Origin of the sequence: Chitiniphilus purpureus (genome assembly GCF_025642115.1) — a bacterium.
Classification (GTDB): domain Bacteria; phylum Pseudomonadota; class Gammaproteobacteria; order Burkholderiales; family Chitinibacteraceae; genus Chitiniphilus; species Chitiniphilus purpureus.
Genome location: NZ_CP106753.1, coordinates 1379429 through 1400880 on the forward strand (window position 1 = coordinate 1379429; position 21452 = coordinate 1400880).

22 protein-coding genes are annotated in these 21452 nt (G+C 66.5%); 10 read left to right on the top strand and 12 right to left on the bottom strand.

The features are described from left to right. The first annotated feature begins 13 nt into the window (after nt 1-13). From N8I74_RS06230 to N8I74_RS06240, 3 genes are all read left to right on the top strand, one after another. Entirely contained in the window at nt 14-1114 is a 1101-nt protein-coding gene (locus tag N8I74_RS06230; protein ID WP_263125992.1) for a sensor histidine kinase, read from the top strand. After that, nucleotides 1111-1845 (top strand): LytR/AlgR family response regulator transcription factor, encoded by a 735-nt coding sequence (locus tag N8I74_RS06235; RefSeq protein ID WP_263125994.1) that lies wholly within the window; start codon nt 1111-1113, stop codon nt 1843-1845. Before N8I74_RS06230 ends, N8I74_RS06235 begins: the two co-directional genes overlap by 4 nt. Nucleotides 1846-1932: 87 nt before the next feature. Continuing rightward, complete coding sequence (locus N8I74_RS06240; protein WP_263125995.1) at nt 1933-2391, top strand: polyhydroxyalkanoate granule-associated phasin; 459 nt, start codon at nt 1933-1935, stop codon at nt 2389-2391. Between the two features lie 116 nt (nt 2392-2507). Here the strand turns inward: N8I74_RS06240 and N8I74_RS06245 are convergent, their stop codons facing one another. Beyond that, nucleotides 2508-3368 carry a PIG-L deacetylase family protein gene (locus tag N8I74_RS06245; protein ID WP_263125996.1) on the bottom strand — a complete coding sequence of 287 codons (861 nt, stop codon included), beginning with the start codon at nt 3366-3368 and terminating at the stop codon, nt 2508-2510. 433 nt (nt 3369-3801) lie between these two features. Here N8I74_RS06245 and N8I74_RS06250 point away from each other — a divergent pair, with 433 nt between their 5' ends. Continuing rightward, the gene (locus N8I74_RS06250) at nt 3802-4860 is read left to right on the top strand and encodes a DUF475 domain-containing protein (protein WP_263125998.1); all 1059 of its coding nucleotides are present in this window, start codon (nt 3802-3804) and stop codon (nt 4858-4860) included. Nucleotides 4861-4910: 50 nt separating this feature from the next. On the opposite strand, the gene N8I74_RS06255 is transcribed toward N8I74_RS06250, so the two are convergent. Continuing rightward, nucleotides 4911-5861 carry a TerC family protein gene (locus N8I74_RS06255; protein WP_263125999.1) on the bottom strand — a complete coding sequence of 317 codons (951 nt, stop codon included), beginning with the start codon at nt 5859-5861 and terminating at the stop codon, nt 4911-4913. A gap of 212 nt (nt 5862-6073) precedes the next feature. On the opposite strand from N8I74_RS06255, the gene N8I74_RS06260 reads away from it, so the two are divergent. Further along, nucleotides 6074-6880, top strand: coding sequence for a TatD family hydrolase (locus N8I74_RS06260; protein WP_263126000.1), 807 nt, complete (start codon nt 6074-6076; stop codon nt 6878-6880). On the opposite strand, the gene N8I74_RS06265 is transcribed toward N8I74_RS06260, so the two are convergent. The 5 genes from N8I74_RS06265 to gpmI form a co-directional block, all read right to left on the bottom strand. Continuing rightward, nucleotides 6853-7704, bottom strand: a complete 852-nt coding sequence (locus N8I74_RS06265) for a hypothetical protein (RefSeq protein ID WP_263126001.1) — start codon at nt 7702-7704, stop codon at nt 6853-6855. The genes N8I74_RS06260 and N8I74_RS06265 overlap by 28 nt on opposite strands. A 361-nt stretch (nt 7705-8065) precedes the next feature. After that, complete coding sequence (locus N8I74_RS06270; RefSeq protein WP_263126002.1) at nt 8066-8854, bottom strand: HesA/MoeB/ThiF family protein; 789 nt, start codon at nt 8852-8854, stop codon at nt 8066-8068. Between the two features lie 128 nt (nt 8855-8982). Next, nucleotides 8983-10479: a S41 family peptidase gene (locus N8I74_RS06275; protein ID WP_263126003.1), complete on the bottom strand. Its 1497-nt coding sequence runs from the start codon at nt 10477-10479 to the stop codon at nt 8983-8985. Between the two features lie 27 nt (nt 10480-10506). Then, nucleotides 10507-11778: a murein hydrolase activator EnvC family protein gene (locus N8I74_RS06280; protein WP_263126004.1), complete on the bottom strand. Its 1272-nt coding sequence runs from the start codon at nt 11776-11778 to the stop codon at nt 10507-10509. Nucleotides 11779-11804: 26 nt separating this feature from the next. After that, nucleotides 11805-13358, bottom strand: coding sequence for a 2,3-bisphosphoglycerate-independent phosphoglycerate mutase (gene gpmI, locus N8I74_RS06285; RefSeq protein WP_263126005.1), 1554 nt, complete (start codon nt 13356-13358; stop codon nt 11805-11807). A 164-nt stretch (nt 13359-13522) separates the two neighbouring features. On the opposite strand from gpmI, the gene N8I74_RS06290 reads away from it, so the two are divergent. Together N8I74_RS06290 and N8I74_RS06295 are read left to right on the top strand one after the other, a co-directional pair. Then, nucleotides 13523-13837, top strand: coding sequence for an ArsR/SmtB family transcription factor (locus N8I74_RS06290; RefSeq protein WP_263126006.1), 315 nt, complete (start codon nt 13523-13525; stop codon nt 13835-13837). 276 nt (nt 13838-14113) lie between these two features. Beyond that, on the top strand, nt 14114-14257 hold the full coding sequence (locus tag N8I74_RS06295) for a hypothetical protein (RefSeq protein WP_263126007.1): 144 nt from the start codon (nt 14114-14116) through the stop codon (nt 14255-14257). A gap of 83 nt (nt 14258-14340) precedes the next feature. Here the strand turns inward: N8I74_RS06295 and N8I74_RS06300 are convergent, their stop codons facing one another. The 4 genes from N8I74_RS06300 to N8I74_RS06315 form a co-directional block, all read right to left on the bottom strand. Further along, on the bottom strand, nt 14341-15180 hold the full coding sequence (locus N8I74_RS06300) for an AraC family transcriptional regulator (protein ID WP_263126008.1): 840 nt from the start codon (nt 15178-15180) through the stop codon (nt 14341-14343). Between the two features lie 89 nt (nt 15181-15269). Beyond that, entirely contained in the window at nt 15270-15608 is a 339-nt protein-coding gene (locus tag N8I74_RS06305; RefSeq protein WP_263126009.1) for a YnfA family protein, read from the bottom strand. A gap of 54 nt (nt 15609-15662) precedes the next feature. After that, nucleotides 15663-16892: a bifunctional glutamate N-acetyltransferase/amino-acid acetyltransferase ArgJ gene (argJ, locus tag N8I74_RS06310; protein WP_263126010.1), complete on the bottom strand. Its 1230-nt coding sequence runs from the start codon at nt 16890-16892 to the stop codon at nt 15663-15665. A 75-nt stretch (nt 16893-16967) separates the two neighbouring features. After that, nucleotides 16968-17270 carry a hypothetical protein gene (locus tag N8I74_RS06315; RefSeq protein WP_263126011.1) on the bottom strand — a complete coding sequence of 101 codons (303 nt, stop codon included), beginning with the start codon at nt 17268-17270 and terminating at the stop codon, nt 16968-16970. Nucleotides 17271-17402: 132 nt separating this feature from the next. Between N8I74_RS06315 and N8I74_RS06320 the strand changes: the two genes are divergently transcribed. The 3 genes from N8I74_RS06320 to N8I74_RS06330 are packed head-to-tail and all read left to right on the top strand — an operon-like array spanning nt 17403 to nt 19842. Beyond that, on the top strand, nt 17403-18692 hold the full coding sequence (locus tag N8I74_RS06320) for an aminodeoxychorismate synthase component I (protein ID WP_263126012.1): 1290 nt from the start codon (nt 17403-17405) through the stop codon (nt 18690-18692). Next, complete coding sequence (gene pabC / locus N8I74_RS06325) at nt 18689-19519, top strand: aminodeoxychorismate lyase (protein ID WP_263126013.1); 831 nt, start codon at nt 18689-18691, stop codon at nt 19517-19519. The genes N8I74_RS06320 and pabC overlap by 4 nt, the downstream gene beginning before the upstream one ends. Further along, a complete protein-coding gene (locus tag N8I74_RS06330; protein WP_263126014.1) occupies nt 19495-19842 on the top strand; it encodes a hypothetical protein in 348 nt (115 codons plus the stop codon). The genes pabC and N8I74_RS06330 overlap by 25 nt, the downstream gene beginning before the upstream one ends. Nucleotides 19843-19872: 30 nt before the next feature. Here N8I74_RS06330 and N8I74_RS06335 read toward each other — a convergent pair whose 3' ends face one another. Continuing rightward, nucleotides 19873-21411: a hypothetical protein gene (locus N8I74_RS06335; RefSeq protein WP_263126015.1), complete on the bottom strand. Its 1539-nt coding sequence runs from the start codon at nt 21409-21411 to the stop codon at nt 19873-19875. Nucleotides 21412-21452 lie beyond the last annotated feature (41 nt).

Below are 21452 nucleotides of genomic sequence, written 5' to 3' on the forward strand. Positions count from 1 at the left end.
GCGTGGGGGCCACATGATGGCGCTGCGTCGCCTGCTGCCCTCCCGGATGCGTTGCGAGGGGGTGTCATCGAGCTGGCGCGCGCTGGCGATCCTGGTCGGCGTCAATCAAGCAGTGGCGCTGCTGCTGACCAGCATGGGCGGCCATGCCACGCTGCTGGACAACGCCCTCATCGCCAACGCCATCGGCATTTCGATCTGGACCTTGCACAGCCTGAGTGCGCGCTGGCTGCCGCCCGGCCAGACGCAGCCGTGGCGATTCGTCTGGCTGCGCGCACTGATCGCGGTGCCGCTGGGAGTGTGGTTTGGTTTCAAGGTCAGCGCCTGGCTCGGCGCCTATGACCTGTTTGCCCGGCCGGACAGCGTGTTCGGCGCATGGCGTGTCATCGCCAGCAGCCTGCTGCTGGCCGGCGGTGCCACGATGGTGGTGGTGCTCTATATCCGCAATCTGCAGTACCAGACCGATCTTGCGGCCGAACAGCGGCGCGTGGCCGAGGCCCGCCAGACCGAGACCGCGGCGCAGCTGGCGCTGTTGCAGGCGCAGATCGAGCCGCACTTCCTGTTCAACACATTGGCCAATGTGCATAGCCTGATCGTGCAGGACCCACCTTTGGCGCAGACGATGCTCGATCATCTGAACAGCTACCTGCGCGTCAGCCTGGGTCGTACCCGCCGGCTGCGTGCCACGTTGGGCGACGAGCTGCAGCTGGTCGGCGCCTTGCTGGCGATTGCCCAGATCCGGCTGCCGGCGCGCCTGGGCTACCGGATCGAGGTGCCGGCCGTGTTGCAGGGCGCGGTGTTGCCGCCGCTCCTCCTGCAGCCGTTGGTGGAGAACGCGTTGCGCCACGGCATCGAGGCCGCGGTGGCCGGCGGCGAAGTGACGGTGCGCGGCGAGCGTGTCGGGGATGGCCGGCTGCGGCTGACGGTCAGCGATACCGGACCCGGGCTCGCCGCCACTCCCGCCACCGGCTTGCCGACCACCTCGGGCATCGGCCTGGCCAATGTGCGGCAGCGCCTTGCCAGCCTGTACGGTGAGCACGCGCGTCTTGCGCTCTATCCCAACGTGCCGCACGGTGTGGTGGCCGAATTGCTGTTGCCGTACGAGGAAAGCGCATGACCGTCATCCTGATCGCCGATGACGAGCCGCGGCTGGCCGAGCATCTGGCCAGCCGTGTGGCACAACTATGGCCGGGGGCCACGCATTTGCTGACCGCCGGCAACGGCCTGGAAGCGGCGGCGCTGCTGGTGGCGCATCGGCCGGACGTGGCATTCCTGGATATCCGGATGCCCGGCCTCACCGGCCTGCAGGTGGCGCAGGCGGCCAGCGACACCCGCGTGGTGTTTGTCACCGCCTACGACGAATATGCGATCGCCGCGTTCGAGCATGCAGCGGTGGATTACCTGCTCAAGCCGGTCAGCGACGCACGGCTGGCGCAGTGCGTGGCGCGGCTGCAGCGCGAGGCCCGGCCGCAGGCCGGGCTGGCCGATCTCTTGGCTCGGCTGCCGGCACCGGGCGCGTCCGCGCACCTCGCGTGGCTGACGGTGGGTCTGGGCGATACCACCCGGTTGGTGGCAGCCGACGAGGTGGTGTATTTCGAGGCCAACAACAAATACACCGACGTGGTGACCGCCACCGAGCGTCACCTGATCCGCACACCGCTCAAGGCGCTGCTGCCGCAGCTCGACGGCAGCCGCTTCGCCCAGATCCACCGCGCCTTCATCGTCAGCCTGCCCGCGGTGGCGCGCATCCATCGGGATCTGATGGGACGCCAGCAGGTGTTCCTGAAATCGCGCAGCGAGGTGTTGCCGCTCTCACGCAGCTTTGCCGGGCGCTTCCGGCAGATGTGAGGTGCCGCTCGTCCGCACAATGACGCCGGCACGGCAGCGGCGGCTGGCTTTGCCAGACTGAAAGCCCTGATTCCGACGAAGGCGAAGATGACCGTGGACAATCCTTATCTGGCCTGGTGGCGCAACGGCCTGACGTGGTGGGAGATCTGGTGGGCGGCACCGCAGGTGGTTACGCAACGCGTGACCCGGATGGCGCTGGCCAAGCAGCCGCTGAGCCCGCGCGATCAGCGCGAATTCACCCGCATGGGCACCGAGAAGCTCGATGCCTTCAGCCGCGCGGGCTGGGCGATGCTGCTGGAGTGCTGGCGCATGCAGCAGCAGGCCTGGTTCGCCGGCCTGAGTGGCTGGACCGCACTGGCCGGCGGCCAGCGGCGCCCGCGCCCACCACACTGGGATAGCAGCCGGCTGTGGGCGGCAACGATGGCGCCGGTGCACCGCACCGTGACCGCCAACGCCCGTCGCCTTGGGCCGTTCAATGCCTATCCGGCGTTGGCAGCGGTACGCGGCAAGCCCAGACGCCGGCCCAAGCGCCCCCAGGAGCGCTAGCGCAGCCCATTGACGGGTTGGCCCGCCGTTACCGATCCGGAAGCGGGCAAGGCGGGATGCGCAACGAAAACGGCGGCTTGATGCCAAGCCGCCGCATCGTTGCGCAGGATTGCGGATCAGGCCAGCACGGCCTTGATGTCCTCGCCCGGGGCGATGGTGTATTTCTGCTCGGTTTCCACGATGGCACGGCCATCGAACCGGACGATTCTGTAGATGGTGCCGAAACTGAAGGTCGGGGCGGCCGCACCCTGACCGCCGCACACCTCGGCACCGCGACGCACGTTGTCGGCCATCCAGCCGGGCAGGCGCAGATGGTAGGGGTTGCGCGCCACTTCGCCCACGTGGCAGGCGAGCGCTGCGATCAGGTCCGCGGTGTCGTTGTTGCCGGTGGCGATCAACGCATTGGGCTTTTCCATCTGGCGCCAGAACTCGGAGAGCGCCAGCACACAGCCATGACCGGCCTTGGCCAGCGCGTCGATGACCAGGTGGTGCGTACCGATATGAGCCGAGTGGTAGTCGTTGTCGTGCGGGAACACGCAGACCGCCGGCCGGTATTCCTCGATCAGCCGCGCGATCACTGCCACCTTCTCGGCCCAGGCGGTCGGGTCGCCGTCACGGGTCTTGGTGCCCACGCCCATCAGTCCGCCGGGAATGGTTTCGCGCAGGTCCCAGCCCAACAGGTCGCAGGCGTTCTTCAGCTCGGTCCAGCGTTCGGGCTGGCGCTTGAGGTTGGAGCCCTGGGTCACCGCCACATTGATCACCCGGAAGCCCGCTTCGCGCGCCAGCCGCAGCGGCAACGCGCCGATGATGCATTCGTCGTCCGGGTGCGGGGCGAAGATCAGCACGGTGGGGGCGTCGGCCGGCAATACCGGGCGCGCCGGCAGCGCGAGACCGTCCAGCGAGGCGTAAAGCGGGGCGTCCTTCTTTTGCAGCAGCGCATCGTGCGCCTGGACGAGGTCGAGGTAGGCATGGCTCATCAAGCGGGCTCCAAGGATCAACAGGCGGGGGCCGCGGCGCGCCGGGCCTGCCGGCATGCGATCCACGGTTGCGTGCGGGGCGGTTCGAGACTCCGTGCAACGAGCCCGGTGTGCTGCGGCATGAAGACCGCAGGTGGCCGGCACACAGCGTCCTGCCTGACCGGACGCAGCCGTGAAACCCATGGACAGGCCCGGGGGCCGCTCCCGTAAGGAATCACGGCGAGTATAGGCCGTTTGGCGCACCCGACCAACCCGGGCAGGGCTGCCCGCCGTCGCCAGGAGCGATCCGACCCAGGCTGCCGCCTTGTTACCCGGCCTGCTGCACAATCCGGGTAAATTGCCGCCTTGTCCTTGGCAGGGCCGGCGCCCAGACTGGCCACGGGGCCGCAATTCGTGTCGAATGCGGCAGTGATCGGATCAACAGCGGATTGGCATGATGTGGCAATACTTTCGCGGCTCGGCGGTGGTGACGGCGGTAGGTCTGGCGATGGCCTGGGGCATCGGTGGCCCCGGCGGCCTGTGGGTGGCATTCAACCTTGCGTTGCTGGAGACCAGCCTGTCGTTCGACAACGCCGTGGTGAATGCGTCGGTGCTCAAGCATTGGGATGAAAAGTGGCGCCGCCGCTTCCTGATCTGGGGCATGCTGATCGCTGTGTTCGGCATGCGGGTGATCTTCCCGCTGGTGATCGTCGCCGTGATCGCGATGATGGCGCCGCTGCCCGGGCCGGTGACGATCTATCAGTGGCTGACCAGCGGGGCCTGGCCGACGAGCGACGTGCTGTCGATGGCCATCGTGCAGCCGGATCGCTATGCCGCCATCCTGCAGTCGGCCCATATCGAAGTGACAGCCTTCGGCGGCGCCTTCCTGATGCTGGTGTTCTGGAACTTCTTTCTGAACCACGAAAAGGACGTGCACTGGTTCAAGCCCATCGAGCGTCTCCTGGCCAAGATCGGCAAGCTCGACATGGCGGCGATCCTGCTGTCGCTGCTGGTGCTGCTGGCGGTGGCGCGGCTGCTGCCCGGGGCGGAGGGATACCGCTTTCTGCTGGCCGGGCTGTGGGGCGTGGTGGTGTTCGTGGCGGTGGACGGGCTGGGCAGCCTGCTGGGTGACGAACAGGCGGCGGCCAAGACCGGCTGGGGCGGGTTCCTGTATCTGGAGATCCTGGACGCCTCGTTCTCGTTCGACGGCGTGCTCGGGGCATTCGCGCTGACCAAGAGCATCTTCCTGATCGCGATCGGCCTTGGCATCGGTGCGATGTTCGTGCGCTCGTTCACGCTGCTGCTGGTGTATCGCGGGACGCTGTCGTCGCTCAAATACCTGGAGCACGGTGCCTTCTGGGCGATCGGCGCGTTGGCGGCGGTGATGTTGCTGGCGGCCAGGTGGCATATCCCGGAGGCGATCACCGGCGGGGTGGCGGCGGTGCTGATCGTGCTGGCGGCATTGCATTCATGGTGGATCAACCGCCGCGCGGTGGCACAGCACCCGGCTTAGGCCGCATGCGACACAACGCCGGCACAGGGCCGGCGTGGTGATCGATCGCATCAGTGATGCTGTTCGGGTATCGGCTCGCCGCGTGTCTTGTACAGTGAGTACAGCACGCCCGCCACCAGGAGACCGAAGGTGACCCCGAGCGAGATCGGCGAGGGAATCTTCACCTCCATGTACACCAGCCCGATCTTGGCGCCGATGAAGATCAGCACCACTGCGAGCGCGTATTTCAGGTAGTGGAAGCGGTGCACCATGGCGGCCAGCGCGAAGTAGAGTGCACGCAGACCAAGGATGGCGAAGATGTTCGAGGTGTAGACGATGAACGGATCCTGGGTGATGGCGAAGATCGCCGGGATGCTGTCGACCGCGAACACGAGGTCGGCCGCTTCCACCATCAGGAGCGCCAGGAACAGCGGTGTTGCATAACGCCCGGCTGCAAGGCCGACGCGGCTGCCGTCGACGAAGAAGTCCCGGCCGTGCAGCTGCGGCGTCATCTTCAGATGCCGCTTGAGATAGCGGAAGATCGCGTTCTGCTCGACGTCGGTTTCCTCATCCTTGGCCAGCAGCATCTTGATGCCGGTGAACACCAGGAAGGCGCCGAACAGCAGCAGGATCCACGAGAACTCATGCACCAGCGCGGCGCCAAGGCCGATCATCACTGCCCGCATCACGATGGCGCCGAGGATGCCCCAGAACAGCACGCGGTGCTGGTACTCGCGCGGGATGGCAAGGCTGGTGAAGATCAGCGAGATGACGAACACGTTGTCCATCGACAGCGACTTCTCCACCAGGAAGCCGGTGAAGTAATCCATGCCGGCATCGCCCCCCTTGTACCACCAGACGAAGCCGCCGAAGGCCAGGCCGGCGGTGATGTAGAAGGCCGACAGCAACAGGCTTTCCTTGATGCTGATTTCGTGGCTGTCCTTGTGCAGCACCCCCAGGTCGAACACCAGCAGCGCGATCACCACTGCGGCAAACAGACCCCAAACCCATAATTCCGTCATGCTCTGTCCCATTCAATGTCGTTGTATCGTTCCCGTTATGTTTGACCGAACGGGCGCAACCAAAGAGCATTATTGCCCAGAAAGAGTTCCCCGGTGCGGCGGGAAACACGGGGGTGGGTCGATATGCGGGAGGTGTGGGTGAGCGCCGGTTCTTCTCCAGTGGCAGGCGAGGTTGCGCATTGTGCCCGCTGCCGCAGGTTTTCAAGGTTGCCATGCTGATAGATAGCCATTGCCATTTGGATGCCGCCGAATTCGATGACGACCGCGATCAGGTGGTCCGGCGTGCGTTGGCTGCCGGCGTAGCGCAGCTGCTGGTGCCGGCGGTCACCGCCGCAACCTTCGCCGCAACGCTGGCGACGCGGGAGCGCTACGGCTGTGCGGTGGCGCTGGGCCTGCATCCGTTATACGAGGCTGGACACCGCGACGCGCATCTGGCGCAGCTCGCGGCGCTGGTGGCGCAGGCCCGCCCGGTCGCGGTTGGCGAGATCGGACTCGACTTCTTCGTGCCCGGCCTTGATGCCGCACGGCAGGTAGCGTTCTTCGAGGCACAGCTGCGGCTGGCGCGCGATTTCGACCTGCCGGTGATCGTGCATATCCGGCGCAGCCAGGACCAGGTGCTCAAGTACCTGCGCAAGTGGGGCGTGCGCGGCGGGATCGCCCATGCGTTCAATGGCAGCCGCCAGCAGGCGGACGCGTTTCTCAAACTCGGCTTCAAGCTCGGTTTCGGCGGCGCCATGACCTATGGTGGTTCGCAACGCATCCGCCGACTCGCGGCCGAGTTGCCGCTGGAGGCCATCGTGCTGGAAACCGATGCCCCGGACATTGCGCCGGCCTGGCTGGCGGGCCCCCCGCCCGGGCGCAATGAACCGGCGCAACTGCCGCGCATCGCCCAGGTGCTGGCCGGGCTGCGGCAGGACACGCCGGCGCGGATCGCTGCCGCGACGCGGGACAACACATTGGCGGTGCTGCCCGGATTCACCATGGCGCCGCTTCAGGCCGGCAGCACCGCGCGCAGCTGACCCAGCGCCTGGCAGGCAGCCGCGCGTGCCCGCGCCGTGCCTTGTTCCAGCACATGCGCCAGTGCGGGCCGGTCGGCGGCGAGGGCTGTGCGCCGCTCGCGCACCGGCCGGAGCGCATGCTCCATGCAGTCGAGCAGATGGGCCTTGACCACGCGTTCCGACAGTCCCCCACGACGGAACTTGGCCTTCAGGTCGTCCTGGAAATGCAGATCGTGCTCGAAGACCTCCAGCAACTGGAACAGCGGATGCCCCTCCGTCTCGCCGGCAGGCAGGCCCAAGGCCTCGCCGGCAGGCAGTGCCTCGATCGTTGCCGCCAGGCCCGCTGCATCGCTGACAGGGGCGGCGAGCGGCACGCGCGGTGCTGCGAAAGGGCTGCGTCGGGCCAGCATCGGTTGCGCCTCATGCAGCACCTTGCCGCCGGCGTGGGCATTCACTGCGCGGACCACCGCGTTGGCGGCCGCCACCTCCGGTGCGGAGGCCGCATGCGGCGATACGAGCCCCGGGCGCAGGGCGGCCAGCAATGCGGCCGTATCCAGCGCGGGCGGCGCGCCGTGGGGCAGACCGGCCAGCGTATCGCGCAACTGCGCGAGCTCCGGAATCCGTGCCGGAACGATCAGCGCAACGCGCCTGGGGTCGATGCCGGCGGCCAGGTGATCGGCGGCGGCGTTGAGCGCGCTGTCCTCATCGGCATGCTCCAGCATCAGCAACTGCGGATGGCGCTGCTGGAAGAACAGACGTTGGCGCAGGCCGCCGACAAGTTGGCCCAGCGAGAGCGGTCCGCAGACGCGTTCCGCACAAAGGATGGTGGCACCGGAAGCTTGCATGATCGTGGTCCTTGTTCTGGTGGCCACCGATCCGCAGCGAAGGGGAGAGTCCCCGAAACAACCGTGCCGCCTGGATCGGCGGCACAGTGTGATTGAATCGAACGTTCCCGGGCCGCCTCCTAGAAATAGGAGCGGTACCAAAACGCCTGAGGGCGCAACAAAGGGGAACGGTTGGGGGCATGCATGCGACGACTGTGCCGGCCGGCGCTGTCGCTGCCTATGCGGGAAATCCCCTAGATCTTGCCCACAGGCATAGCGTTGCGGCACTCGACGCGGTGCTGAACAAGGGGCAATACGTGCGCTGGCCGCCTGTCCGGATCACCAGTCGGATCCGGTGCCGACGCATCGGCACCGCGTAGGTTCAGCCGGTGGCGACGGTGGCGCATACCGGACAGTGCGGGTCCTTGCGATAGCGCAGCTCGCGCCAGCGCAGGCTGAGCGCATCGAGCAGCAGCAGGCGGCCGGTCAATGGCTCGCCGACGCCGGCAAGCAGCTTCAGCGCCTCGGCGGCCTGGGCCGTGCCGATCAATCCGGTCAGCGGCGCGAATACGCCGAAAGTGGCGCATGGGCTGTCGCTGGCTTCGCCGTCTTCGCCGAACAGGCAGTGGTAGCAGGGGTGCCCGTCCGAGCGCGGGTCGAACAGTGTCAACTGTCCGTCGAACCGCACCGCAGCCCCGGAAACCAGCGGCACTTTGGCTGCCACGCTGGCGCGGTTGATCGCGTGGCGCGTGGCGAAATTGTCCGAACAATCGAGCACCACATCGTGAGTGGCGACCAGCTGCGTGAGCCGTGCACCGCCGGCACGCTCGACGAGCGGTACCACATGGGTGGCCGGGTTGAGCGCTGCCAGCGCGTGTGCGGCGGATTCGGCCTTGTACATGCCGATGCGGGTCGTGGTGTGGGCAATCTGGCGCTGCAAATTGGTCAGGTCCACCACATCATCGTCCATTAGCGTGAGCGTACCCACGCCCGCCGCGGCAAGGTACAGCGCCGCCGGGCTGCCCAACCCGCCGGCGCCGATCACCAGCACGCGGGCAGCGGCGATGCGTGCCTGGCCTTCCACCCCGATCTGGTCGAGCAGGATATGGCGGCTGTAGCGCAGCAGCTCGGCGTCGTCGAGATTGCAGGTGGAAGCGGCGCAGGCGGGCATGGCGGCAGATCACGGGCGGGAAGCCGTGATTATAACCTGCGTACCCATATGGTCCGATGGCCGCGGGCTTGCGCTGCGGCAAGAAAATGCCCCGCCGAGGCGGGGCATGGATCGCCGGGATATCCCGCCTATTTGGCTGCAGCCTTGGCCGGCTTGGCCGGGGCGGCGGGGGTCTTCTGCTGCAGCAGCAATTGCTGCACCTTCAGCACCGACAATGCCTGCTGCAGCTGGTAGTCGCTCTTGGACGCGAGCTCGCGCGGGTTCTGCTCGGCAGCCTCGTCCATGCCGGAGGCTGCGCGGGCCGGCGGTTGCTTCAGCTCGGGCTTGGTGGCGGCGGGTCTTTCCGCGGGCTTTTCACCACCGACCGGGTTGTTCAGGTGGTGCTGCAGGTCGGCCTCGCGCAGTTGCAGGCCGCTGCTTTCCTTGCCGTTAACCGTGCCTTCCTCCACCTCGATGTCCGGCGTGATGCCCTTGGCCTGGATCGAGCGGCCGTTGGGCGTGTAGTAGCGGGCCGTGGTCAGCTTGAGCGCGGATTTGGCATCGATCGGCAGAATGGTCTGCACCGATCCCTTGCCGAAGGTCTGGGTGCCGACCACCAGGGCGCGCTTATGATCCTGCAGCGCACCGGCGACGATCTCGGACGCCGAGGCCGAACCGCTGTTGACAAGCACCACCAGCGGCACCGTCTTCACCTCGGCCGGCACGTTCTTGAAGTAGTCGTCGCGCCCGCCGCGCTGGTAGTTCTCGCGGCTGGCGTGCAACCGGATCTTGGCATCCGCGGTGCGGCCTTCGGTGTAGACCACCAGCGCATCGCGGGGCAAAAAGGCGGCCGACACGCCGACCGCGCCGTTGAGCAGGCCGCCCGGATCGTTGCGCAGGTCCAGCACCAACCCCTTGAGCGGCGCCTTGTTTTCCTTGTACAGCGCTTCGAGCGCGCTGGCGAGGTTCTCGGTGGTGCGCTCCTGGAACTGGGTGATGCGGATATAGCCGTAACCCGGTTCCGCGAGCTTGGACTTGACGCTCTGCACCTTGATGACGGCGCGCTTGAGGGTCAGCACGATGGGCTTGCTCTCGCCCTTGCGCAGCAGCATCAGCTTGACCGACGAGCCGGGCTTGCCGCGCATCTTGCTCACTGCCTCCGACAGCGACAGGCCCTGCACCTGGGTCTCGTCGATCTTGACGATGTAGTCGCCCGCCTTGATCCCGGCGCGGTAGGCCGGCGTATCCTCGATCGGGCTGACCACGCGCACCAGGCCATCTTCCAGGTTCACTTCAAGACCCAGGCCGCCAAATTCGCCCTGGGTGTTCTCCTGCAGGTCCTTGAAGGCTTCCTCGTCCAGATAGGACGAATGCGGGTCCAGTCCCGACACCATGCCCTTGATCGCCTCGGAGATCAGCTTGCGATCCTCGACCGGCTCGACATAGTTCTGCTTGATGACGCCGAATACGGTGGAAAAGGCGCGCAATTCCTCGATCGGCAGTGGCGTGCTGACGGTTTCCTTGTCCGCCAGCACATTGAATGACAGGCTGATCGCCACGCCCAGGCCGGCACCGGCCGCCAGCAACGCGAGCTTGTGGAATTTGCCGTGCTTGGCGGCAGATGGGGCAGGGTACTGGCTGGGCATGGGGATTGAGGACTCCGTGGTCGGTCGTCAGCCGGTCCAGCTAAGCGGGTCGAGCGGCTGGCCGTTTTTTCTGATTTCGAAGTATACGCCCGAATCGGCCATGCCACCGCTGTTGCCACTGGTGGCAATGGTGTCGCCGGGGGCGACCCGGTCACCCACCTCTTTGAGCAGGCTTTCATTGGCGGCGTACAGGCTGAGATAGCCACCGCCATGATCGAGGATGATCAGGTTGCCAAAGCCGCGCAGCCAGTCGGCAAACACCACTTCACCGTTGGCAACCGCCTTGACCGGTTGCCCGCCCGCGGCGCGGATGAAGACGCCTTTCCAGAGCGTGCCTTCGGCCCGGGTGCTGCCGAAACGGCCGATCACCTCGCCCTTGAGCGGCAGACGCAGCTTGCCCTTGAGGCCGGCGAAGCGCAGCCCGGCCTGCCCTTGTTCGGGTTCGTCGCGATTGACCTGCCGCACGGGCTCTGCGGCCGGTGGCTGCACGCCAGAGCCGTTGCGTTGCCCCTTGACCGTGTTGGCAGCCGCCTTGGCGCGCTGTTCGCGCTGTGCCCGAAGCCTGGCTGCTTCCTTGGCGCGTTTGGCTTCCTGCTGCCGGATCAGCTGGTTCAGGCGTGCGACCAGCGTGCCCAGCCGTTTTTCGTCGGCGGCAAGCTTTTCGATCTGATTGCGCTGCTGGCCGATCTCCTGGCTGAGCCTGGCGACCAGCTCCGCCTTCTGCGCCTGCTGCGATTCAAGCGCGGCCTTCTGTTGCGCCTTGGCCCGGGCGATCTGCTGCAACTCCTCGTTCTTGCGGCGGATCGCCTCGGACAGCCGGTTCAATTCGGCCAGCTGGCGTTCCAGCGTTTCCGCCAGCTGCTGCTGAGCAGTGGCCAGATGGCGGTAGTACGTCAGGTCGCGGCTAGCCTGCGTGGGATCCTCGGCATCCAGGATCAGACGCCAGGCCTCCAGTTCGCGGGTCTTGTAGCGGGTGCGCAACAGCTGCGCGAGGCGTGTCTGACTGGCGCGGATGTTGGCGCGCGTGCCGGCGATATCTGCTTCCAGCCGCGCCAGCTCCATCGCGGTCAGCTGGCGTTCCTCGACGAGCGAGGCCAGCACGCGGTTGGCATCCGAGATGGCTGATTCGGATTGCTTGAGCGCGTCGGCCGCCTGTTTGCGGTTCGATTCGTTGGCTGCCAGCTCCTGCTTGAGCGCATTGATCCGGCTGCGCAGCGTCTGCAGCTCGGCCTGGCGCGCCTTGCTGTCGGCACGCGAGACCTCGGGCGCGGCGGTCGCCACGCCCGGCAGCAGCAGCAAAAGGAGTAGGCAGGCGGCGCGCAACGTCAGGCGAAGCGGATCAGCGGGGTGCCGGTCATCTCGGCCGGCTGTGGCAGGCCCATCATCGCCAGCAGCGTCGGCGCGATGTCCTTGAGCGCCCCTGCGCCGCGGGCGGCGAGCGTGGCCGGGCGGCCGACATAGAGGAACGGGACCTGGTCGGTGGTGTGCTGGGTATGCGGCTGCGCCGCGCCGTGGTCGTACATGCGCTCGCAGTTGCCATGGTCCGCGGTGATCAGCACCTCGCCACCGGCGGCACGCATCGCCTCGACACAACGGCCGACACAGGCATCGAGTGCCTCGACCGCCTTCACTGCGGCGTCGAACACCCCGGTATGACCCACCATGTCGCCATTGGCGTAGTTGCAGATGATGGCGCTGTACTGGCGGGACTGGATCGCCTCGACGATCCTGTCGGTCACGAGCGGTGCGTTCATCTCCGGCTGCAGGTCGTAGGTGGCAACCTTGGGCGAGGGAACGAGGATGCGGTCCTCGCCGGGGAATTCCTTCTCCTCGCCACCGGAGAAGAAGTAGGTGACGTGCGGGTACTTCTCGGTCTCGGCGATGCGCAGCTGCTTGAGCCCGAGGCCGGCAATGTATTCGCCGAAGCTGTTGCTGACCTTGGTCTTTTCATAGGCGACCGGGTAGGGATAGCTTTCGGCGTAGCGGGTCGCGGTGACGAAGCTGGCAAGCCTCACCATGCGTTGGCGCGCAAAGCCGTCGAAGGCCGCGTCGTTGAGCGCGGTGGCGATCTGACGGGCTCGGTCGGCGCGAAAGTTCATGAAGATCGCCACATCGCCGTCCTGCATCGGCGCCGGTTCGCCGATGCGGGTGGCAGAGACGAATTCGTCGTTCTCGTCGCGCGCGTAGGCGGCTGCGAGGCCCGCCAGTGCATCGTCGGCATGGAACAGGCCCTCGCCATCGACAATCAGGTTGTAGGCTGGCGCCACGCGCTCCCAGCGCTTGTCCCGGTCCATCGCCCAATAGCGGCCGACAATGCCGACGATACGGGCATTGCCGGCGGCGCGGCAGACGGCGTCGAGCTGCTCGAGGTATTGCTTTGCGCTGCGCGGCGGCGTGTCACGGCCGTCGAGGAAGGCATGGACGCTGACGCGGGCGACGCCGGCTTTGGCGGCGGCCTTGATCAGCGCATGGATGTGCGTGTCATGGCTGTGCACGCCGCCATCGGAGACGAGCCCCAGCACGTGTAGGGTCCTGCCGGTCTGTCTTGCCAGCCCGATCGCCCGGCTGAACTCAGGGTTCTCGCCCAGCGTGCCGTCGGCCACGTCGCAGTCGATGCGGCTGATATCCTGCTGCAACACCCGCCCCGCACCGATATTGAGATGGCCGACCTCGGAGTTGCCGAACTGGCCGTCGGGCAGCCCGACGAAATGCTCCGAGGCGTTGATGGTGGTCCAGGGGAACTGGGCGAACAGACGATCGATGTTGGGCTTGCGGGCCGCAGCGATCGCGTTGTCCTCGGTCTCCTCCCGATAGCCGTAACCGTCAAGGATCAGCAGGAGGACGGGCGTGACGCGGGAAGGGGCGGTAGCTTGGGTCATAGAACGGGATGCCTTGTGGAAAAACCGCGGGAATGCTGTAAAGTGCGGCGTTGCGGTGGGGTTCCAAAGATGGGTAGTATTCTACCGCAACGACATAGGCTTGCCTTGTCGCAAATCCAAAAACAACCGCCTTGCAAAGACAAAGCGAAAACAAAGTGCAGAGGATGATGGTCCCCCCCACCGAACTGATGAGCGACGAGCACATCCAGCAGGCGTCGCGCGCGATGAAGGCAATGTCTCATCCGTTACGACTCAAGATTCTGTGTGTGCTGGGGGAGCGCGAGGTCAGCGTCCAGGAAATCGTCGAGCAGGTCGGCACCACCCAATCCAACATTTCCCAGCATCTTGCGCTGATGCGCGAGAAAGGCGTACTGCGTACCCGCAAGGACGCCAACCGCGTCTACTACCGCGTCGGCGACACGCGCACCCTCGAGGTGATCGCCATGCTGCGCGACGTTTTCTGCGCGTTCTCCAGGTAGATACTTCCCCGTCATAAGTGGCTGTTTCGCCTCGGTTATCCTGGATTGCCCCGTTTGACGGGCCAGGTGGCCGGTGCTAGATTGCCTCTGCCGGTGCGGCAATTGGGCCGCTCCGGACGTTCGGTTGTGTTAACAGGCAGGCGCGCCTTGAGGCGTGTCGCGCGGCCGGAGACGACACTCCGGCAACGAATCGCTCCGTCTTTGACCAAAGCGGATCGATACCTGTCAGCAAAATCTGCGACGTAGATAGTGAAACCTTCGTAGTAGGAGATCGCAATGCGATTCGACTTTATGGAAGGCTTAGCGAGTACGGTCAACGATGCGTTGATGAACTTGTTCCGGGCCTTCAAAACCCCTGCCGTTCTGGATCACGACGATACGAGGAATCTCGCCCTCGAAGTCGCGGAACCCTATCGGTAGCTATCGAAGCCCAAAACCTGATTCCTGAAGGACAAAAGGCGCGTCTCCGACGCGCCTTTTGTCCGTCCTGGCCTGCCGTCTGCTCAATCGGCAAGGGGCAGGTAGATGTTGGTCAGCAACTGGTCCGGCGGCGTCGTCTGCGGATCGTTCAGATAGTCCTCGTAGGGTGGGAAGTCGGCAGGCTGTTCGCCGCTCTCGGGGAGCCACACGCCGAACAGCCAGCTGTACGATGTGTGCAGGTCCGCGTAGGGGCCGGTATGGCGCAGCACTGCGCAGCGCATTGCCGGGATCGTCAATGCTTCGAACGGCGGCTCGACGACCACCGGGGCGGCGACGCTCAGTGCCGCGTGGGAACGCAGCAGCTGCTGCGGTACCGTCTGCGGATCGTCGTAGAACACGCCGATCACGCGTGACTCGGGGGTCAGCCAGTGTTTGGCGTGGGCCTGCAGCATCAGTTTGCTGAACACGGTGCCGATTTCCATATAGCTGCCGCGATGCGGGAGCGCGATCAGTTGGATGGATGGGCATGCGGTGATCGTGACGGTATACATGTCGGACTCCGGGTCGGAAGTGAAAGACAAGGTGCGTTGGCTACGGAACCGGCCGGGCGACGTGCCGAAATGCTGCTGGAACGCGCGGGTGAACGCGGGCAGCGAGCCGTAACCCGCACGCAACGCCACCTCGGGCAACGGGCGCAAGCTGCTCGCCAGGTCGCCCGAAGCCCGCTGCAGCCGCATCTGCCGGATTGTCTCGGTGATGGTCTCGCCCATCAGCCCCCGGTATACACGATGAAAGTGGTAGGGCGACAGGCAGGCGATCTCGGCCAGCCGATACAGGTCGGGCTCGCTTTCCAGATGCTGGTGCAGATAGTCCAGCACCTTGAGGACGCGCTCGTTATAGCGCGCGCGGGTATCCGGTTTCATGTCCTTGCTCCTTGCCGACGACTGTAGCGCTGCCGCATTGATCGGCTTTGCGCTTTTGACGAAGCCGGCGCGCCTGCCGCCTGCCTGCCCTAGCCGCGTGGTGCCAGTACGATGATCGCCATGCCGGACAGGGCGACGGCGGCCCCGAGCATGTCCCAGAGGGTAGGGCGTATGCCTTCGACCAGCCACAGCCAGCCGAGCGCCACCGCGACATAGACGCCGCCATAGGCCGCATAGGTGCGCCCCGCGGCGGTGGGGTGCAGCGTCAGCAGCCAGGCGAACAAGGCCAGGCAGAGCGCGGCGGGAAGCAGCAGCCACGGCGAGCCCTGCTGCCTGAGCCAAAGCCAGGGCAGGTAGCAGCCGACGATCTCGGCCAGTGCGGTGGCAACGAACAGCATGAGGGTGCCGGGCAAGGTGCCGCTCAGCATGGGCCCGGCATATCGATGTGCGCCCAACGGCCGGGACGGATGGCCGCGGGCATGTCAGCTGCGGTAATCCGCGTTGATCTTCACGTAGTCGTAGCTGAAGTCGCAGGTCCAGACCGTGGTGGCGACCCCACCGCGGTTGAGCTTGACGGTGATGCCGATCTCGGCCTCCTTCATCACGCGCTTGCCTTGTTCCTCGGTATAGCTTGCGGCACGCCCGCCCCGTTCGGCGACCAGGACATCGCCCAGCCAGACTTCCAACTGGTCCACGTCCAGGTCGTCCACGGCCGAATAGCCGATCGCGCACAGGATCCGGCCCAGGTTGGGGTCGCTGGCGAAGAACGCGGTCTTGATCAGCGGGCTTCTGGCGATGGCGTAACCGACCGCCTTGGCCTCGTCCCAGCTGCGCGCGCCCTCGACGTTGACGGTGATGAACTTGGTGGCGCCTTCGCCATCACGGATGATGGCCTTGGCCAGCGTCTGGGCCACGTCGAGCAATGCCTCGCGCAACACGGTGAAGCCGGTGCTGTGCTCGTCGGTGATCTCGGCGTTGCCGGCGGCGCCGGTGGCAATCAGGATGTAACTGTCGTTGGTGCTGGTGTCGCCGTCGACTGTGATGCTGTTGAACGAGCGGTCAGCGGTCCATTGCGCCAGTTTCTGCAACACGGCTTGCGAGATCGCGGCGTCGGTGGCGACATAGCCCAGCATGGTGGCCATGTTCGGATGGATCATGCCGGCGCCCTTGCTGATGCCGGTGATGGTCACCGTCCTGCCGTCGATCTGGACCTGGCGGCTGGCCGCCTTGGGTGCCACATCGGTGGTCATGATGGCGCGCGCCGCCTCGGCCCAGTGGGTCGGCGCAAGATCGGCCAGCGCATCGGGCAGGGCGTTGACGATCTTCTCCGCCGGCAAGGGCTCAAGAATCACCCCGGTGGAGAACGGCAGCACCTGCCCGGGCTGGATCGCCAGCTGCCCGGCGAGTGCGTCGCAGATGCGGCGGGCACGTGCAAGACCATCCAGGCCGGTCCCGGCGTTGGCATTGCCGGTATTGACCACCAGTGCACGGATGTCCCCCCGCGCGGCCAGATGCTCGCGGCACAGCCGCACCGGGGCGGCGCAGAACTTGTTGAGTGTGAACACCCCGGCGACCCGCGCGCCTTCGGCCAGCCGCATCACCAGCACGTCCTTGCGGCCCGGAGTCTTGACCCCGGCAGAAGCGATACCCAGTTCCACGCCGGCAACCGGGTGCAATTGACTGGGGTCGAGTTCGGGCAGATTGACGGGCATGGCGTGCGGCATCCTTGCGGCAAAGAGAAGGTAACCCGGATTCTACCCATCGCCCCGCCATGCCGCGAGCCGCGCCTACGGCTTGCGGCAGTGGTTGGCGATGGGTCGGCCGTCCCGCAGCACGGTGCTGTCGCGCAGATCCCCCTGCCAGCGCAGCACCGGTCCGTGCCACAGGAAGCCGTCCGCCACCGGCTCGGCCTGCAGCGCATAGACGCTGTTGTCGAGGTACAGATAGATCGTACGGCCGTCGATGTTGGCGCGGACCCGGAAGCCCACATCGTCCGCGCATCGATACTGGCCGGTCAGGCGCAGCGGGTGCACGGCGGCATGCAGCGGGGCGGCAAGCGCGAGGGCAAGGCAGCAGGACAGCAGGCGCATCGGCGTTCCTTTCCGAACAGGCTCCAAATCCATGGTCGGTCATCCTTTGGCATGGCCGGTGGTAATTTGCCTCGCGCTGGCGGTCAGGGCCGCATCGCGCTGCAGCCGCGCCGGCTTGGGTACAATCGCGCCATGCTGACGCACCGTCTCGATCATCTGCCGGATCTGCCGGCGCTGGCCGCCGCCTGGCCTGACCTGTTCCCCGGATTGTTCCAGTCCACCGCCGAGCGAGGCTGGGATCTGCTGTTTGCCCTGCCGCAGACGGTCCGCCGCTATGGTGCCCATGAACAGCAGGCGTTCCTGGACGAGCTGGCGCGCCTGCCGTTGGGGGAGACGCCGGCAGGACCGCTGCCGTTCTATGGCGGCTGGCTGGTCTACGCCGGCTACGAACTGCTGGAGGCGTTCGAGCCCACTGTGCCTGCGCGTGACGACGTCGGCTTTCCGCGCGCGGCGCTGCTGGATTGCCCGGCCGCGGTGCTGCTGCGGCGCGACACCGACGAAGCGTGGCTGGTGGCCCGGACCGCAGCGCAGTTGGACAGGCTGGTCGAGCTGGTGGCCGCGGCGCCGCTCTGGCAGCCGGGACCGCTGCTGGTGGAGGCGGTGCGTGAGGACGAGCCGCAGGCATTCCTGGACGGGGCCGCGGCATGCCAGCGCTATATCGTGGAAGGTGACGTGTTCCAGGTGAATCTCTCGCGCGGCTGGGATGTCACGCTGGCACAGGGCGGCGCCCACGAGCTGTACGCCCGCCTGCGCGCCGCCAACCCTGCGCCGTTCTCGGCCTTGCTGCGGCTGGATGCGGATTGCCACCTGATCAGCTCGTCACCCGAACGGCTGGTGCGCGTGCATGGCGATCTGGTGGAGACCCGCCCCATCGCGGGTACACACCCGCGCGGTGCCACACCGCAGGAGGACGAGGCGCTCAAGGCGCGCCTGCTGGCCACGGTGAAGGAACGGGCCGAGCACATCATGCTGGTGGACCTGGAGCGCAATGATCTTGGCCGCATCGCCCGCCCCGGCACCGTGCAGGTGGACGAACTGATGGCGGTGGCAAGCTATGCCTTCGTGCATCACATCGAATCGAACGTGCAGGCACGACTGCGTGCCGGCACCACGCCGCGCGGGCTGCTACGCGCGCTGTTCCCGGGTGGCACCATCACCGGCTGCCCCAAGGTGCGGTGCATGCAGATCATCCGCGAGCTGGAGGACAGATCGCGCCATGCCTACACCGGCAGCGTGGGCTACATCAGCGCGGACGGGCAGGCCGACTTCAACATTTTGATCCGCAGCTTCGCCCAACAGGGCCGGGAGCTTTATTTCCGCGCCGGCGCCGGCATCGTCGCCGATTCGGAACCTGCACGCGAACTGCTCGAAACGCGACATAAGGCACGTGGGTTGCTGCGTGCACTGGGAGTATCCGGATGAGATGGGTGAATGGATGCGCGGCCGACAGCCTGTCGCTGGCCGACCGCGCGTTTCAGTTTGGCGACGGCGTGTTCCGCAGCCTGCGTTGCGAGGGTGGTGGCATTCCCTACTGGGGCCGCCACCTTGCCAAGCTGGCGGCCGATTGCGCTGCGCTTGGCATCGCGGCGCCGGACGAGGCCGTGTGGCACGCCGATCTGCAGCTGGCGGCGCCTGCCGACGCCGCAATCAAGCTTACGGTCACCCGCGGCGAATCGGTGCGCGGCTACGCGGTGCCACAGACCAGCCTGCCGAACCGGGTGTTGCAGCTGGCGCCGTTGCCGCCCCCGCCGCCCGGCCAAGGGGTGCGGGTGCGCTGGTGTGAGATGCGGGCCGGTTGGCAGCCGCGGCTGGCAGGTGTGAAGCACCTCAATCGGCTGGAAAACGTGATGGCGCGCGCCGAATGGTGCGATCCGGAGGTTTTCGAAGGCTTGCTGCTCGATCGCGACGGCCACGTGCTCGAGGGCGTGATGAGCAATGTGCTGGCGCTTTCGGGGCGCGTGTTGTTTACACCGAGGCTGGATGGTGGCGGGGTGGCCGGCGTGATGCGCGGCGTGGCGATCGATGCCGCCGCGCGCGTGGGCGTCGCGGTCCGCGAGACAGCGCTGACACCGGCCTCCTTGCTTGCCGCGGATCGTCTGTGGCTATCCAACAGCCTGATCGGCCTTGTGCCGGTACGCGAACTGGCGGGCCAGCATTGGGGCACGCATCCGCTGGATGCCGCCTTTGCCGAGGCTATCGCCGCGATCCGCAAGGAGGAAACGCTATGGTTGCAGCCCGCCGCTGCGTGATGCTTGTCCTGCTGGTGTTTGCAGGCGCCACGCCGGCGGCGCCGACCCAGGCGCCGGCGCCGGTCCCCACCTACTACCGCGCCGACCCCGGGAAGCTGATGCAACTGGAGCGTGCGCGCTGTGGCCGTCTGCTCAAGGAGCAGCGCCTGATCACGGCCCGTCTTGCGCGGGAGCGCTATCGGCACAACGTCGACAGGCTGCGTGCGCGCCTGGCCGAGGTCGACGCCGAATACGCCCGCTTCGGCCGTTGCGCGCAGGTGATGCCCACGCCGACTCCGACTGCTGTGCCGACGCCGGCTGCAACGCCTATGCGCAGACGTTAGCCCCCACCAGGTGGAACACCGCGGTGCCGCTCAGGCGGACAGGCGTTGCAGTACCGAAAAGCGGGAGATGGCGGTGTAGGCGGTCTGCTCCAGCGCCGGATCGAGCCGGATGCGATAGGACTTGCCCTGTGCCGCCAGCCTGAATTCGCGGTAGGCGGCGAAGAACGTCTGCGGCAGCATCAGCACGCGCTCCTGCGCGGCGTTGCCGTTTTCCGAGGCGTACAGCCCGAGGAAGCTGTGCTGACTCTGGGTGGGCGTCAGCTCCACCACCAGCGGGTTGGCAGAAAGGCGCTCGATGCCCACCTGCACCTGCCCGTCGCGGCGCTTGGTGATGCGGCGGATCACGCCGACGGCGAAGTTGCGTGCATCGGTCGCGCCCAGGCCGATGATCTCGCCGACCAGCAGTCTGTCGTCGCTCTTGCCGCTGTAGTTGACGCCATAGCCGCCCTGGCTCTCGTTTTCCAGCAACCAGTGCTCGGCGTGCACCGGCGGCGCATCCAGGGCGCGCAGCCCGTGCAGGAAATGGATCACATTGTCCAACCCGCGCACCACCTGCACCCGTCGGCGGGCGGCACGGCGCTCGTGGCGCCGCACCGGGGCCGGCACATCGCGCGACCATAGGTTGATCAGCCGCGTCATCAGCTCCAGGCTGGCAGGATCGGTCGACTCGGCGGGCAGGCCGTGCTGCCTTGCATCCGGCTGCTCGCTCAGTTCGAATTCCTGGCACAGACTGCGCACGTGCAGGACCAATGCCTCGGTGAACCAGTAGCGCCAGTGTTCACCGACCATGTCGCGGCGCAGGCGCTTGGGTGCCGAGGCACTCGCCAGGTTCACCGCGAACAGCTGGCGGTTGGGCCGGATCTGCGATTCGAGCTCGATGCGCGCGCACCAGCGGCGCAGCCACTGCCAGGCCAGCTCGATCTGCGAGGGCTGCATCTTCTCTGGGCTGGACAGCACCAGCATCTGCGCCTGCAGGTATTCCCGGCGCGCATCGGTGATCTCGTCGTTGCCGTAGGGCTGCAGCGGCGTCGTGGCGAACTGGTGCTGCTCGGCGTACAGGTACAGGCGGTTCAGGTTGCGCCAGGTGCGCCCGTCGATCTCCATGTAGCGCAGGCAGCCCCATTTGACTTCCTGGTTGTACAGATGAAGCGCGCGCAGCGTGAACACCTGCAGCTGGCGATCGAGGTTGCGTGCCCCGGTCTGGGCGGCGTGCTTGACGCACAGTCGGTAGCCTTCCGCCATCTGGTGCCAATAGGCGAGCACCGCCGGCAATGCCTGATGGGGCTGGATGTGCTCGTCGATCAGGCGCCCGAAGTAGACCTCGACCAGATGCTGCTGCAGCGGCCGGGCCTTCTCGTCAAGGTAGGGCACGGTGCGGATGCGTTCCTTCAGGCTGATCCGCAGGTTGCCGTTCAACTGCTTGAGTGCCTTGACGATCTCGATATGCGCCTGCAGCAGATCGCTTTCCGGCAGCTCCTGCATGAACATGGTGGCCGACTTGTAGTCGTGCACGCCGTCCGGCCGCTGGCGCGAGAACAGCGCACTGACCAGCCCTTTGAAATCGAACATGCGTACTGCCTCCCAAAACCTTGGTTCTTGTCACTTTTGTT